Origin of the sequence: Rhodobacter lacus (assembly GCF_042683065.1) — a bacterium.
GTDB lineage: Bacteria > Pseudomonadota > Alphaproteobacteria > Rhodobacterales > Rhodobacteraceae > Rhodobacter > Rhodobacter lacus.
Genome location: NZ_JBHUIX010000003.1, coordinates 264,118 through 277,158, shown reverse-complemented (window position 1 = coordinate 277,158; position 13,041 = coordinate 264,118). Strand labels below are relative to the sequence as shown.

The following is a 13,041-nucleotide window of genomic DNA, read 5'->3' as shown; positions in this document are numbered from 1 at the left end:
GGGTTTGGATGGATATTGACCATTATAAAAGAATAATCAAGCTGTCCTTACGTTAGGCGCAAGTCAGCGTGGGCTGCGCTTGGCAAGAATGCGCTGAAGCGTGCGCCGGTGCATATTCAAACGGCGTGCGGTTTCAGAAACATTTCGGTCGCAAAGCTCGTAAACGCGCTGAATATGTTCCCACCGCACCCGGTCGGCGCTCATCGGGTTTTCCGGCGGGGGCGGCAGCATTTCGCCCTTGGCAAGAAGGGCATTCGAAATGTCATTCGCATCGGCGGGCTTGGAAAGATAATCGGTGGCGCCCATTTTTACCGCCGCGACCGCAGTGGCAATGGCGCCATAGCCGGTGAGCACCACGATCCGCGCCTCGGGGCGGCGTTCGCGCAGCGCTTCAACCACCTCAAGCCCGTTGCCATCCTCCAGCCGCAGGTCGATCACGGCATAGGCCGGAGCGCGGTTTTGCACGATCGCCTTGCCGGCTGCGACGGTTTCGGCGATCTCCGGCTGGAAGCCGCGCTTCTCCATGGCGCGAGCAAGGCGGGTCAGGAAAGCATTGTCGTCATCGACCAAGAGAAGCGTGCGATCGCTGCCCAGTTCGGTGAATTCTTCTTCGGCCATTGTCTCTTCCTTCCACCCTTTGCTCACGTTTCTATGATGATCCGCGCCGCGGGTCAATTTGTCATACCGAAATGCGACTTATTTTGTGTTTGTTTTCAGCGCGTCGATGAAGCAGGCGACGCTTTCGGCCATGACTTCGGGCGAAACGTCCCGGTCATAGAAATCAAGATACCCCTGCGCGGGGTCCATCAGATAGGTCTGGGTGGAGTGGTCGATCAGCGTTTCGGGGTTGCCCGGCTCGGCCACGCGATAATAGGCGCGATAGGCCCGGATCACCGCATCAATCTGCTCTTGCGTGCCGGTCAGGCCGACCATCTTCGGGCTCATCAGATCGGTGAATTCCCGCAGGCTTTCGGGCGTATCGCGCGCCACATCGACGGAAATGAAAACCGGTGTCACCTGATAGCCGCGCGCCGCCAGAAGATCGGCTGCCGCGGCATTTCGGGTGCTGTCGATCGGGCAAACGTCGGGGCACCAAGTGTAGCCAAAATAGACGAGGCTCGGCCCGCTGATCACCTCTTTTTCGGTCACTGTCGCGCCGGTTTCAGAGGTGAGTGTGAAGGGACCGCCGATCCTGGTGGTGCCGGCAGTGGCCCCCACACGGCATTCCGCCAGCGGATCTTCGGGGCCTTTCCCGATCGTCAGATACCAACTCGCCCCCAGCAAAACAGCCAAGGTCAGCGCGCCGCCGACTGCGGCGGTCTTTGCAGAAACGGGCATCGGTTCTCCTTTTCGTGCGGCCATTGATTGCCCAGCGCATCGGGAATATCAAGGGCGGGGGATTTAGGGGAACGAGGATTACTGCATGGCCGACCTGTTGCGGGCGCCCGAACGGGTGGAACTCGATCTTTCGGCAACACAGGCGCATCAGGAATGGGTGCGCGTGCGGACCCTGATCTTGCTGCGCTGGGCGGCAATCTTCGGGCAGATTGCGGCGCTTGCCATTGCGGACCTCTATTTCCAGATCTCGCTCAATCTGCCGCTCTGTTTTGTCACCGTGGGGGCGGCGGTGGTTGCCAATATCGCGGCGATCAACCTTTACCCGGAATCGCGCCGCCTCTCGCAGGCAGAGGTCACGACGACGCTGCTGTTTGACACCGCGCAGCTTGCTGTGCTGCTGACGCTCACCGGCGGGCTCACCAACCCCTTCGCGCTTCTCATCCTTGTGCCAGTGACGATTGCCGCGACCGCGCTCAAGCTGCGCCCGACGCTGCTTTTGGGGGGCGCGACGATCTTCATGATTACCCTTGTCGCGCTCGTCGCCGCGCCGCTGATGACAAAGGCCGGCGAGCAGATCGACGTTCCCTCGCAGATCGCGTTTGGCACCTGGGTGGCGATCGTGATCGGGGTGGTGTTTCTGGGCGCCTACGCGCACCGGATCGCGCAGGAAATCCATTCGATGTCAGATGCGCTCTTTGCCACGCAGATGGCGCTGGCCCGGGAGCAGAAGCTGACGGATCTCGGCGGCGTTGTGGCCGCGGCGGCGCATGAGCTTGGCACGCCGCTCGCCACCATCAAGCTTGTGTCGAGCGAGCTTGCCGACGAGCTTTCGGATGACCCGGAGCTTTACGATGATGCGGTGCTGATCCGCGAACAGGCGGACCGATGCCGCGATATCCTGCGCTCGATGGGCCGCGCCGGAAAGGATGACCTGCATCTGCGCACCGCGCCGCTGCTGGCGGTTCTGCGCGAGGCGGCAGAGCCGCATATGGAGCGCGGCAAGAACATCGTTTTTGACTGTCGCCCGGGCGAGGGGGGGTCGGAACGGCAGCCGACGATCTACCGCTTCCCGGAGCTGGTGCACGCTTTGCGCAATCTTGTGCAGAATGCGGTCGATTTTGCACAGACAACGGTGTGGGTGGATGCGGAATGGACCGACCGCAGCATCATTGTTCGCGTTTGCGACGATGGCCGCGGCTATGCGCCCAGCGTGATCAACCGCATTGGCGACCCGTTCATCTCGTCGCGCAGCGGCGCCCGGTCGGAGCGGCCGGAATATGAGGGGATGGGGCTTGGCCTCTTCATCGCCAAGACGCTTCTGGAGCGGACGGGGGCAAAACTGCGATTCGGCAACGGCAGGGAACCCTATCAGAAAAACGCGCCGGTGCCGCGTCGCTCTGGTGCCGTGGTTGAATCGCGCTGGCATATCGGGCGCTTGCTCGCGCCGGAAACCGGGCCCTTGGGCGAAAATGTTCCAATTGCGAGCTGACCCTACCCAAAAGGTGAGCGAAGCTATCCCCCCTTAACGCCTCATTAACCTTTATTCATCAATCATGACTGCGGGACAGGCGAGAGGGCTGCAGTCATGCAGATGGATGTATTTCAGGCGATTGTCATCGCCGTGACTTCGGTTGGATCGGCGTTTCTGGCGCTTGTCCTGATCACTTTCCTGCTGGCTCGGCCGGGCAGGGCAGTGGCGAGCCCGGCCATTTATCCGGTGCTCGAACAGACAGTGTTTCTGTTCGATGATCAGGATCTGGTCGATGCCACGGCGCCGGCGCGCACGCTTCTGGAGGCCGCACCGATGGGCGTGAGCGACTGGGCGCGCCTTTGCGCTTTTGCCGCGCCGCGGTTCGAGGGGTTTGTCGCCACCATGGCGAAGCTGGCGGACCACGGCCATGTTGAGATGCGCGCGCGCCCCGAACCCGGACGGGCGCAGGGGCTCAAGCTCCTTGCCGAGGATGTCAACGGGCTCGCCCGGATCACCTTCATCGACCCGGAGGCGGAGGGCAAGGGCCTGCTCGTCGACGGGCTCTCGCAACGCGCGCTGGAAGATGAGCTGGAGGAGCTGCGCCAGACGCTTGACCGCGCCCCCGCGCTGGTCTGGCGCGAGGATGAGACCGGCGTTCTGACCTGGGCGAACCGCGCTTATGTGCTGCGGGCCGAAGTGTTCGACGCGGGCGAGGAGGCGCCGGTCTGGCCGCTGCCGAAGCTTTTTGACATTGATCCGCCCGGTCAGGTCACCGGCCCGCGCCGGCTCCGGCTTGAGGATACGTTGACCGGGGAGCAGAGCTGGTTTGAATGCCACTCCTATCCGCTCGAGCGCGGTGCCTTGCATTTCGCGCTGCCCGCCGATGCCACGATCCGGGCAGAAAAGGCCCTGCGCGACTTTGTTCAGACCCTGAGCAAGACCTTTGCAGATCTGCCGATCGGGCTGGCTGTCTTTGACCGTCAACGTCAGCTGCAAATCTTCAACCCGGCGCTGATCGACCTGACGCAACTCGGGGCGGAATTCCTCTCGCGGCGCCCAACGCTTTACGCCTTCCTGGATCGGCTGCGCGAGGCGCGGATGATGCCAGAGCCGAAGGATTACCGCAGCTGGCGGCTGAAAATGAGCGAGCTTGAGCAGGCCGCCGTTGCGGGCTTCCACTCGGAAACCTGGATGCTGCCCTCTGGCCAGACCTATCGTGTTACCGGTCGCCCGCATCCCGATGGCGCCGTGGCCTTCCTCTTTGAGGATATTTCCGCCGAAATCTCGCTTTCGCGGCGGTTCCGCGCGGAACTGGAGCAGGGTCAGGACGTGCTCGACATGATGAGCGAGGCGGTGGCGGTGTTCCAGCCCTCGGGGGAGATGACCATTTCCAACGCCGGCTATGAGCGGCTCTGGGGCGTTTCGAGTGCAAGCTCGCTTGGGGGCCAGAACATCCACGAAGCGGTCCGGCACTGGCAGGCGCAATGCGAGCCGAACGAGATCTGGGCGCGCGCGCGCGCCTTTTTCACCCGCACGGCAAGCAATGTGCCGTTCGAGGCCGAGGTGGTGCGCCGGATTGACGGCGAGCGGATTATCTGCCGCTTTGCGCCGATGGCCGGGGGGGCGATGCTTGCGAGCTTTACCCCGGGCAACAGAGCGCTTCTGGCACCGCGCCCGCTGGCGGAAGCCGAGGTCGAACTTGCGCTGAGTTGACGCCGGAGGGGGCTTGCCGGGGCGCGCCGGGCCGCTAGAGTGCGCCCATGGTCACGCTGCCCGAAATTCGCACCCTCGTGCTTGATGATGCCGATGCCACCGCCCGGCTTGGCCAGTGGTTTGCGCACCATCTGGGGCCGGGCGATGTGCTCCTTCTCGATGGCCCGATCGGCGCCGGAAAAACCCATTTTGCGCGCGCGCTGATCCGGGCGCGGGTGGGTGAAGGCGAGGATGTGCCCTCACCCACCTTTACGCTGGTGCAAAGCTACGGCGCCGATCCCGAGATCTGGCACGCCGATCTGTATCGGCTCACCCATCCTGACGAAGCAATCGAGCTGGGCCTCGAAGAGGCGTTCGAGACGGCGATCTGCCTGATCGAATGGCCCGAGCGGCTCGGCGCTCTGATGCCCGAAACGGCTCTGACCTTGCGGTTTTCGCTTACCGAAGGGGGGGCCGCGCGGTCTGTTGCGCTTTTCGCAAACGCCTCCTGGGCGGCGCGATTGGCCGATCTGGAGCGCGTCTAGATGGGGGCGCTTGAGCTCTTTCTGGCCGCAGAAGGTTGGGGCGATGCCGCGCGCGCCCCGCTTGCAGGGGATGCCTCTGCCCGCCGCTACGAGCGGCTCACCCGCGGCCGCGAGACAGCGGTTTTGATGATCGCCCCGCCGGGGGAGGAGTTTAAACGCTTTCTGCGCGTCGATGCCTGGCTTTTGGCGCAGGGCTTTTCCGCGCCGCAGGTCCTTGCCGCCGCGCCCGAGGCCGGGCTGATGCTGCTGGAAGATTTTGGCGATGCGGTTCTGGCGCGGCTCATGGCGCACCAGCCCGAAGATCAACCCGCCCTTTATGGGGCGATCACCGATTTTCTGATCGCGCTTCATGCCTGCCCGGCCCCCGATTTTGTTGCGCCGCTCAATGGCCCGGCGCTCGCGGATCTCGTCGGCCTCGTGCCGCAGTGGTATCCGTGCGCCGATCCCGCTGCCGCCGCCGATCTCGCCCCGCTCATTGCGGCACTTCATGCCAAAACAGAGCCGTTTTCGCCCGTGATGTGCCTGCGGGATTTTCACGCCGAGAACGTGATCTGGTTGCCAGACCGCGCGGGCCCCGCGCGCCTTGGCCTGCTGGATTTTCAAGATGCTGTCGCCGCCGATCCGGCCTATGATCTCGTATCCGCATTGCAAGATGCCCGCCGGGATGTGCCCGAAGCCATCGAACGGCAAGAGCGCGCCCGCTATGCGGCGCTGCGCGGCTTTGACCCGGAGGGTTTCGGGGCAAGCTACGCCCTTCTTGGTGCCCAGCGCGCGCTCCGCATCCTCGCCATTTTCGCGCGGCTCTGCCTGGCGGGCGGCAAGCCGCATTATCTTGCGCTGATGCCGCGGGTCTGGGGGTATCTGCAGCGCAATCTTGCGGCGCCATCGCTCGCCCCCCTGCGCCATGCGGTTGCGGCGGCCCTTGTGCCGCCGAGCCCCGAATTGCTTGCAAGGATGGAACGCGAATGCGGCCAACACCCGATGCGCTGATGCTTTTTGCCGCCGGGCGCGGCACGCGGATGGGGGCGCTGACGCAATCCCGCCCGAAGCCGCTTGTGGCGGTGGCCGGGCGCCCACTCCTTGAACATGCGCTCGATCTGGTGCGTGGCGCAGAGATCGGGCGGGTGGTTGCCAATGTGCACTATTTCGGGGATCAGGTCCGCAGCCATCTGGCGGGCAGCGGGGTCCAGATCTCCGATGAAAGCGATGCGCTCCTTGAAACCGGGGGGGGCCTGCGCAAGGCGCTGCCGCTCCTTGGCGCGGGGCCGGTCTTCACGCTCAACAGCGATGCCGTCTGGACCGGGCCGAACGTGCTTGCCACGCTGCGCGCGGGCTGGGATGGCGCGCGCATGTCCGCCTGCCTCGCGCTTGTTCCAAAGGCCGCGGCCACCGGGCACATTGGCGCGGGGGATTTTGACATGGACGAAAAGGGCCGCCTTCGCCGCGGCACGGGCTATGTTTACACGGGCGCGCAAATCCTCGATCCCGCCGGCATAGAGACGATTTCCGAGCCCGCCTTTTCGCTCAATCTGATGTGGAACCGGGCCATTGCCGAGGGGCGGGCTTATGGCGTCGTGCATCGGGGCGGATGGTGCGACGTGGGGCGGCCCGAGTGCATTCCACTGGCCGAGGAGATGCTGGGCCATGGTGGCTGAGCCGCATATCTTTGCCTTGCCGCCCGGCGTGAACTTCGCCCGTGCGTTGGTGCGCGGCCTTGTCGAGCGGCTGGCCGATGCCCCGCCCGAAGAGATGGCGCAAACCCGGCTGTATCTGAACTCCGGGCGCATGCAGCGCCGCGTGCGCGAAGAATTTGACCTTCTCGGGACAAGGCTTTTGCCACGCCTCGCGCTGGTGAGCGATCTTGGGCGCGCGCCGCTCTCCGGCCTTGCCCCGGCCACGCCGCCAATCCGCCGCAAGCTCGAACTGGCGCGCCTTGTCGATCAGCTCGCGCGCGGGCTTCCGGCTTTTGAGACCGGGGCGGGGCTCTTCAGCCTCACCGACAGTCTCGCCGCGCTGATGGCCGAGATGCAGGGAGAGGGCGTCACGCCAGACGCGTTCGAGCAGCTCGACATCCGCGAGAGCCATGCCGAGCATTGGCGCCAGAGCCTGCGCTTTCTGCAGATCGTTGCGCGCTATTTCGCGGCCGACACGGCGCCGGAACCCGAGCGGCGCCAACGCCTTGTAGCCGAAGGGCTCGCGCGCCAATGGGCCGAGGCGCCCCCGCCCGAGCGGATCATCATCGCGGGCTCCACCGGCTCGCGTGGCGCAACGCGGCTTTTCATGCAGGCGGTGGCCGCGCTCCCAAACGGCGCGATTGTGCTGCCGGGCTTTGATTTCGACATGCCCGAATTGGCCTGGACCAGTCTCTCTTCCGGGGCTTTTCCCATAGAGGATCATCCGCAATACCGCTTCCTCGCGCTGCTCGACGGGCTTGGTCTGGCGCCCGCGCAGGTCCGGCGCTGGAGCGAGGCTGCGCCCCCGGCGCCCGCGCGCAACGCGCTTGTCTCGCTTGCCCTGCGCCCCTCGCCCGTCACCGATCAATGGATGGCAGAGGGCAAGGCGCTCAGAGATCTGCCGCAGGTCTGTACGGGGCTGACGCTGATCGAGGCCGCCGATCCGCGGCAGGAGGCGCTCGCTTTGGCGCTTGTGCTGCGCGAGGCTGTCGAACGCGGAGAAAAGGCGGCGCTGATCACGCCGGACCGGATGCTGACCCGCCGCGTTGCCGCCGCGCTCGACCGATGGGGGATTGTGCCCGATGATTCAGCGGGCCAGCCGCTTTCCCAATCGCCGCCGGGGCGGTTGATCCGTCATCTTGCCCGGATGTTGGGGCGCCCGCTCACGCTTGAGGCCTTGCTTGTGGTGCTCAAGCATCCGCTCACCGCCACCGGCGCGGCCGAGCGCGGCAGCCACCTGCGGTTCACGCGCGAGCTGGAGTTGAAACTGCGCCGCGACGGCCCGGCCTTTCCCGAACCCGGGGCGATCCGCGCCTGGGCGGCGGCGGGGGCGCCCGACCGCGCGGCTTGGGGGAATTGGCTCGCGGGGGCAATGGCGCAGCTTTCCGCCCCGGTTGCGCAACCTGTGGCGGGCTGGCTCGCGCAGCATCTGACCTTGCTTGAGGCGCTTGCCAACGGGCCGGGCGGTGTGGCGGCGGCGAGCGAATTGTGGCTTGGCCCGGCGGGGGAGGCCTGCCGGCGGCTTCTCTCCGAACTTGGCGCCGAGGCCGAGGAGGCGCTGAGCCTGACCGGCGCGAATTACACCGATCTGATCGACTCTTTGATGGAGGGCGCGCAAACCCGCAACCCGCGTGCGGCGCACCCGTTGGTGAGCTTTCTCGGCACGCTTGAGGCGCGTGCGCAAGATGCCGATCTGGTGCTTCTGGCGGGGCTGAACGAGAAAAGCTGGCCCGAGGCTCCGGCGCCCGACCCCTGGCTGAGCCGCAAGATGCGGCTCGAGTCCGGCCTTTTGTTGCCCGAGCGGCAGATCGGTCTTGCTGCACATGATTTTCAGCAGGCGATCGCCGGGCCGCGGGTGGTGCTTTCGCGCGCGCGCCGGGATGCGGAGGCGGAAACCGTTCCGGCGCGCTGGCTCAACCGGCTGACCAACCTTTTGGGGGGGCTCGAGGCCGCCGGGGGGCCCGAGGCGCTCAGGCAAATGCGCGACCGGGGCGCGGATTGGCGCGCGCTTGCGGTGGCACTTGAGCGCCCGGAGGCGCCCGTGCCTGCGGCCCCGCGCCCGGCTCCGCGGCCGCCGGTGGAGGCCCGCCCGCGCCAGCTCTCTGTCACTGCAATCAAAACCCTGATCCGCGATCCCTATGCGATCTATGCCCGCCATGTGCTGCGCCTTTCGCCGCTTGATCCGCTGGCACCGGAGCCCGATCCGCGGCTGCGCGGCGAGGCGCTGCATCAGGTGGTGGAGCATTTCGTGGCGCGCTTCGACCCGGCGCAAGAGGACGAAGCCGCGATAGCGGATCTGCTTGTTCTGGCAGAACAGAGCCTGAAGGAGAGCGTTCCCTGGCCCTCGGCGCAACGGCTTTGGCTGGCGCGGATTGCGCGGATCGCCCCCGCCCTTGTGGCGCAGGAACGGGCGCGCCGCGCCGAAGGGGCACCGGCCCTGGTTGAGGAAAAGGGCAGGATCGACCTCAAAGCCCCCGCCTTCACCCTCACCGCGCGGCCCGACCGGATCGACCTTCTGCAAGATGGCACCGCGGTGGTTTATGACTACAAATCCGGGGCGCCGCCGAAAGACGATGAGGTGAGGTTTTTCGACAAGCAACTCCCCCTTGAGGCGGCGATGATCATGCGCGGTGCCTTTGCGGCGCTGGGCCCCCGAACGGTTTCGGCGATGCGTTACATCCAGCTTGGAGATACCGGGGCCTGCCGCCAACTTGGTCTGGGGCCCGAGGATGTGGCGCAAATCTGGGAGGGGCTGCATCGTTTGCTCGCGCGCTATCTTACGCCCGATCAGGGGTTTGCCGCCCGGCGGGCGCTGCAAAAAACGCGCGACAAGAGCGATTATGACCATCTCTCCCGCTTTGGCGAATGGGATGTCATCGATGTCTCGCAGCCGGAGGATGTCGGATGACGCGCCGCGATGATGCCACCGAACGGCAGGTTCAGGCCGCCGATCCCGCCCGCTCGACCTGGCTTTCCGCCAATGCCGGATCGGGCAAGACGCGGGTGCTGACAGACCGCGTGGCGCGGCTGCTTTTTGCCGGAACAGAGCCGCAAAAGGTGTTGTGCCTCACTTATACCAAGGCCGCTGCCGCGGAGATGCAAAACCGTTTGCTCAAGCGCCTTGGCGGCTGGGCGATGCTGGAAGATGCCGCGCTGACGGCCGAGCTTGCCGCGCTTGGTGTTGAGGGGCGGCTTGATGCCGAGGCCCTGGCGCGCGCGCGCCGGCTTTTTGCGCAGGCAATCGAAACGCCGGGCGGCCTGAAGATCCAGACGATCCATGCGTTCTGTGGCGCGCTTTTGCGCCGCTTTCCGCTTGAGGCGGGGGTGACGCATGGCTTTGCGGAGCTCGATGACCGCTCCGCCGCAAGGATGCGCGAGGAGCTTCTGGAAGATCTCGCCTCGGGCGATGCGCGCCCGGTGTTTGACCGGTTCCTGCGCCATTTCTCTGGTGCCAATCTTTCAGATATTTTGGCCGAAATCAGCCACAATAGAGACGCTTTTTTTGCCCCTCCAAGCGAGGCGGAGCTGCGCGGTTTGTTGGATCTTCCGGCAAATCTGCACGCCAAGGATCTGCCGGCGCGGGTGATCGGGCCCGAGATCCCGGGGATGATTGCTGCGATGATCCCGATCTTGCGGCAGCAATCGGCAAAGACGATGCTGGCGCTTGCCGACCGGCTCAGCGCGCTGGATCTGGAAACGCCCGGCACGGCGGACCTCGCCGCGCTGGCCGAGATCATGCTCGTGAAAGATGGCTCGCGGGTCACTTCCCGGCTTCTGACCAAGGGCGCCAGCGAGGCGCTGGGCGAGGGGCTTGCGGGCGATTTTCTGGCGTTTGCGGAGGCCGTTTGCGCCGCAAGGATGCAGGAACAGGCGTTGACCACGCTGGAGCGGACCTTGGCGTTGCAAGACTTCGCCGCCGTGTTCCTGCCCCGGCTTGCACACAAGAAGGCGCAGGGCGGCTGGCTCGATTTCGATGATCTGATCGAGCGGGCCGGGGCGCTCTTGTCTGATCCGGCAACGGCGCAATGGGTGCTGTTCCGGCTCGATGGTGGCATTGACCATATTCTCGTTGATGAGGCGCAAGACACCTCTCCCGGCCAGTGGCGCGTGATCGAGCGGCTTGCCGATGAGTTCACCGCCGGGGAGGGGGCGCGGCCCGAGGCGCGAACAATCTTCGTGGTGGGGGATCGCAAGCAGTCCATCTACTCGTTTCAGGGTGCGGATCTCGCTCATTTCGAGGCGGTTAAGAGCCGCTTTTCTGAAAGTTTTGCCGCGATCCAGCGGCCCTTGCAGGATGCGGCGCTGCTGCATTCCTTCCGCTCGTCGCTCGCAATCCTGCGCCTCGTCGACCTGACCTTTCAAGGTCCGGCAGCCGCCGGGCTCGGTGGCGCGCCCGAGCATCTGGCCTTTCACGCCGATCTGCCGGGGCGGGTGGATCTGTGGCCCGCGGTGCTGCCGCCCGAGGCCCCGAAGGAGGATGACTGGGAGAACCCGGTGGACCTGCCCGGCGCCGATACCGCCCCGGTTGTTCTGGCGCGGGCCGTGGCGGCAGAGATTGCCGCGATGATCGCCGCGGGCGTGCAGATCCCCGAGGGCTCGGGCGCGCGCCCGGTGCATGCGGGCGATTTTCTGGTTCTGGTGCAGCGCCGCTCGGATCTTTTTCACGAGATCATCCGCGCCTGCAAGGCGCGCGGGCTGGAGGTGGCCGGGGCCGACAGGCTCCGGCTCGGCGGTGAGCTTGCGGTGCGCGATATCGTCTCTGTTTTGGCCTTTTTGGCGACACCGGAGGATGATCTGGCCTTGGCAGAGGCGCTGCGGTCTCCGCTTTTCGGCCTCTCGGAGGATGCGCTGTTCCGCCTTGCCCATGGGCGGCCCGGGTTCCTGTGGCAGGCGCTGCGCGAGAGCGCGCATGAGCCCGTGCTCGACGTGCTTGGCGATTTGCGCGACCACGCCGATTTTCTGCGCCCGCATGATCTGATCGAGCGGCTCTTGATCCGCCATGACGGGCGACGACGGCTGGTGGCGCGGCTGGGCGCCGAGGCGGAAGACGGGATCGACGCGCTGATCGCGCAGGCGCTCGCCTATGAGCGCAGCGAAGTGCCCAGCCTGACAGGCTTTTTGGCGTGGCTCGGTGCCGATGAGATCCAGATCAAACGCCAGCAGGAAGGGGCAGGCCGCGCGCTTCGGGTGATGACGGTGCATGGCTCGAAAGGGCTTGAGGCGCCGATCGTGATCTTGCCCGATACCGGCCCACGCGCGGCCTCGCGGCGCGGCGAGATCCTGATCGCGGAGGAGGGCGTGGCGCTCTGGAAGGCTCCGGGCGGTCTGCACCCCGAGGCCCTTGGCGCGGCTTTGTCCGAGCGCACGGCAAACGAAGCTGCCGAACGGCTCCGGCTTCTTTATGTGGCGATGACGCGGGCCGAAAAATGGCTGATCGTGGCGCAGGCGGGCGCCCCCGACAAAACTGGCGAAAGCTGGTATGCGCTGACAGAAGCGGCCATGAGTTCTGCCGGAACAGAGACGGTTTTGGCGCTCTCTGACGAGGTTCAGGCGCTCGGGCCGGTGCGGCGATTCTCGCATGGGGTCTGGCCCGCCGCCGGCGCGCGCGAGCAAGCCACTGCCCCCGCGGCCGAAGTGATCTTGCCCGATTGGGTCGCGGCCCGCCCGGCGCCGCGCCCGGAGGCCGCGCCCGCGCTCTCGGCCTCCGATCTGGGGGGGGCGAAGGTGGTGCCGGGCGAGGGCCCGCCTGCAGGCGTTGAAGACGGTTTGCGCCATGGCCGCCAGCTTCACCTTTTGCTTGAACACCTTCCGCAATGGCCCGAGGCGCGCTGGGAAGAGATTGCCGCCGAGTTGCTCGCCTTTGGCGAAGATCAGGCAGATCAGGCCGAAACAGAGGCTGTTTTGGCGCAGGCCAGAAGCGTTTTGACCGCGGTGGAGCGCGCGGGGCTGCGCGAAGGGCTGGTGCTTGCCGAGGTCGCGCTGACGGCAGATTTACCCGAGCTTGAGGGGCGCAAGCTGCACGGGGTGATCGACCTGTTGCAGGTGCTGCCAGACCGGATCCGCGTGCTTGATTACAAATCAAACGCGGTCGTGCCCGAAACCGCCGCGCAGGTGCCGCTTGGCCTTGTGCGCCAGCTTGCGGCCTACCGCGGCGCACTGCGCCAGATCTACCCGGGGCGGCCGGTTGAATGCCTGCTGTTGTGGACGGCAACGGGTGCGCTCATGGCGATCTCTGACGCACAGATGGATGCCGCGCTTCGTCCTGCCACGAGTTCTTGACGATGGCGGGGCCGCGCCCTACCTTCCCGCCAACCCAATTGCA

General features: G+C 65.9%; 9 protein-coding genes. 7 read left to right on the top strand and 2 right to left on the bottom strand.

Features of this window, described 5'->3' with window-relative positions; all coding sequences use genetic code 11:
- Positions 1-63: 63 nt before the first annotated feature.
- Together ACFSM0_RS02975 and ACFSM0_RS02970 are read right to left on the bottom strand one after the other, a co-directional pair.
- Entirely contained in the window at positions 64-618 is a 555-nt protein-coding gene (locus ACFSM0_RS02975; RefSeq protein WP_377386908.1) for an ActR/PrrA/RegA family redox response regulator transcription factor, read from the bottom strand.
- Positions 619-696: 78 nt separating this feature from the next.
- On the bottom strand, positions 697-1,338 hold the full coding sequence (locus ACFSM0_RS02970) for an SCO family protein (RefSeq protein ID WP_377386906.1): 642 nt from the start codon (positions 1,336-1,338) through the stop codon (positions 697-699).
- A gap of 85 nt (positions 1,339-1,423) precedes the next feature.
- Between ACFSM0_RS02970 and regB the strand changes: the two genes are divergently transcribed.
- The 7 genes from regB to addA all read left to right on the top strand — a co-directional run bounded on the left by regB (position 1,424) and on the right by addA (position 12,998).
- Positions 1,424-2,827: a sensor histidine kinase RegB gene (gene regB, locus ACFSM0_RS02965; RefSeq protein ID WP_377386904.1), complete on the top strand. Its 1,404-nt coding sequence runs from the start codon at positions 1,424-1,426 to the stop codon at positions 2,825-2,827.
- A 96-nt stretch (positions 2,828-2,923) separates the two neighbouring features.
- The gene (locus ACFSM0_RS02960) at positions 2,924-4,522 is read left to right on the top strand and encodes a PAS-domain containing protein (RefSeq protein WP_377386903.1); all 1,599 of its coding nucleotides are present in this window, start codon (positions 2,924-2,926) and stop codon (positions 4,520-4,522) included.
- Between the two features lie 47 nt (positions 4,523-4,569).
- Positions 4,570-5,046, top strand: a complete 477-nt coding sequence (gene tsaE / locus ACFSM0_RS02955) for a tRNA (adenosine(37)-N6)-threonylcarbamoyltransferase complex ATPase subunit type 1 TsaE (protein WP_377386901.1) — start codon at positions 4,570-4,572, stop codon at positions 5,044-5,046.
- Positions 5,047-6,036 (top strand): aminoglycoside phosphotransferase family protein, encoded by a 990-nt coding sequence (locus ACFSM0_RS02950; protein WP_377386898.1) that lies wholly within the window; start codon positions 5,047-5,049, stop codon positions 6,034-6,036. It abuts the gene before it with no gap.
- Positions 6,012-6,701 carry a nucleotidyltransferase family protein gene (locus ACFSM0_RS02945; RefSeq protein WP_377386895.1) on the top strand — a complete coding sequence of 230 codons (690 nt, stop codon included), beginning with the start codon at positions 6,012-6,014 and terminating at the stop codon, positions 6,699-6,701. Before ACFSM0_RS02950 ends, ACFSM0_RS02945 begins: the two co-directional genes overlap by 25 nt.
- On the top strand, positions 6,691-9,627 hold the full coding sequence (gene addB / locus ACFSM0_RS02940) for a double-strand break repair protein AddB (protein ID WP_377386892.1): 2,937 nt from the start codon (positions 6,691-6,693) through the stop codon (positions 9,625-9,627). The genes ACFSM0_RS02945 and addB overlap by 11 nt, the downstream gene beginning before the upstream one ends.
- Positions 9,624-12,998, top strand: a complete 3,375-nt coding sequence (addA, locus tag ACFSM0_RS02935) for a double-strand break repair helicase AddA (protein ID WP_377386889.1) — start codon at positions 9,624-9,626, stop codon at positions 12,996-12,998. The genes addB and addA overlap by 4 nt, the downstream gene beginning before the upstream one ends.
- The last annotated feature ends 43 nt before the right edge of the window (positions 12,999-13,041 follow it).

Bases quoted from the DNA above. Each gene is read 5' to 3' on its own strand.
- ACFSM0_RS02975 (WP_377386908.1), bottom strand. From the start codon at position 618: ATGGCCGAAGAAGAATTCACCGAACTGGGCAGCGATCGCACGCTTCTC.
- ACFSM0_RS02970 (WP_377386906.1), bottom strand. From the start codon at position 1,338: ATGCCCGTTTCTGCAAAGACCGCCGCAGTCGGCGGCGCGCTGACCTTG.
- regB (WP_377386904.1), top strand. From the start codon at position 1,424: ATGGCCGACCTGTTGCGGGCGCCCGAACGGGTGGAACTCGATCTTTCG.
- ACFSM0_RS02960 (WP_377386903.1), top strand. From the start codon at position 2,924: ATGCAGATGGATGTATTTCAGGCGATTGTCATCGCCGTGACTTCGGTT.
- tsaE (WP_377386901.1), top strand. From the start codon at position 4,570: ATGGTCACGCTGCCCGAAATTCGCACCCTCGTGCTTGATGATGCCGAT.
- ACFSM0_RS02950 (WP_377386898.1), top strand. From the start codon at position 5,047: ATGGGGGCGCTTGAGCTCTTTCTGGCCGCAGAAGGTTGGGGCGATGCC.
- ACFSM0_RS02945 (WP_377386895.1), top strand. From the start codon at position 6,012: ATGCGGCCAACACCCGATGCGCTGATGCTTTTTGCCGCCGGGCGCGGC.
- addB (WP_377386892.1), top strand. From the start codon at position 6,691: ATGGTGGCTGAGCCGCATATCTTTGCCTTGCCGCCCGGCGTGAACTTC.
- addA (WP_377386889.1), top strand. From the start codon at position 9,624: ATGACGCGCCGCGATGATGCCACCGAACGGCAGGTTCAGGCCGCCGAT.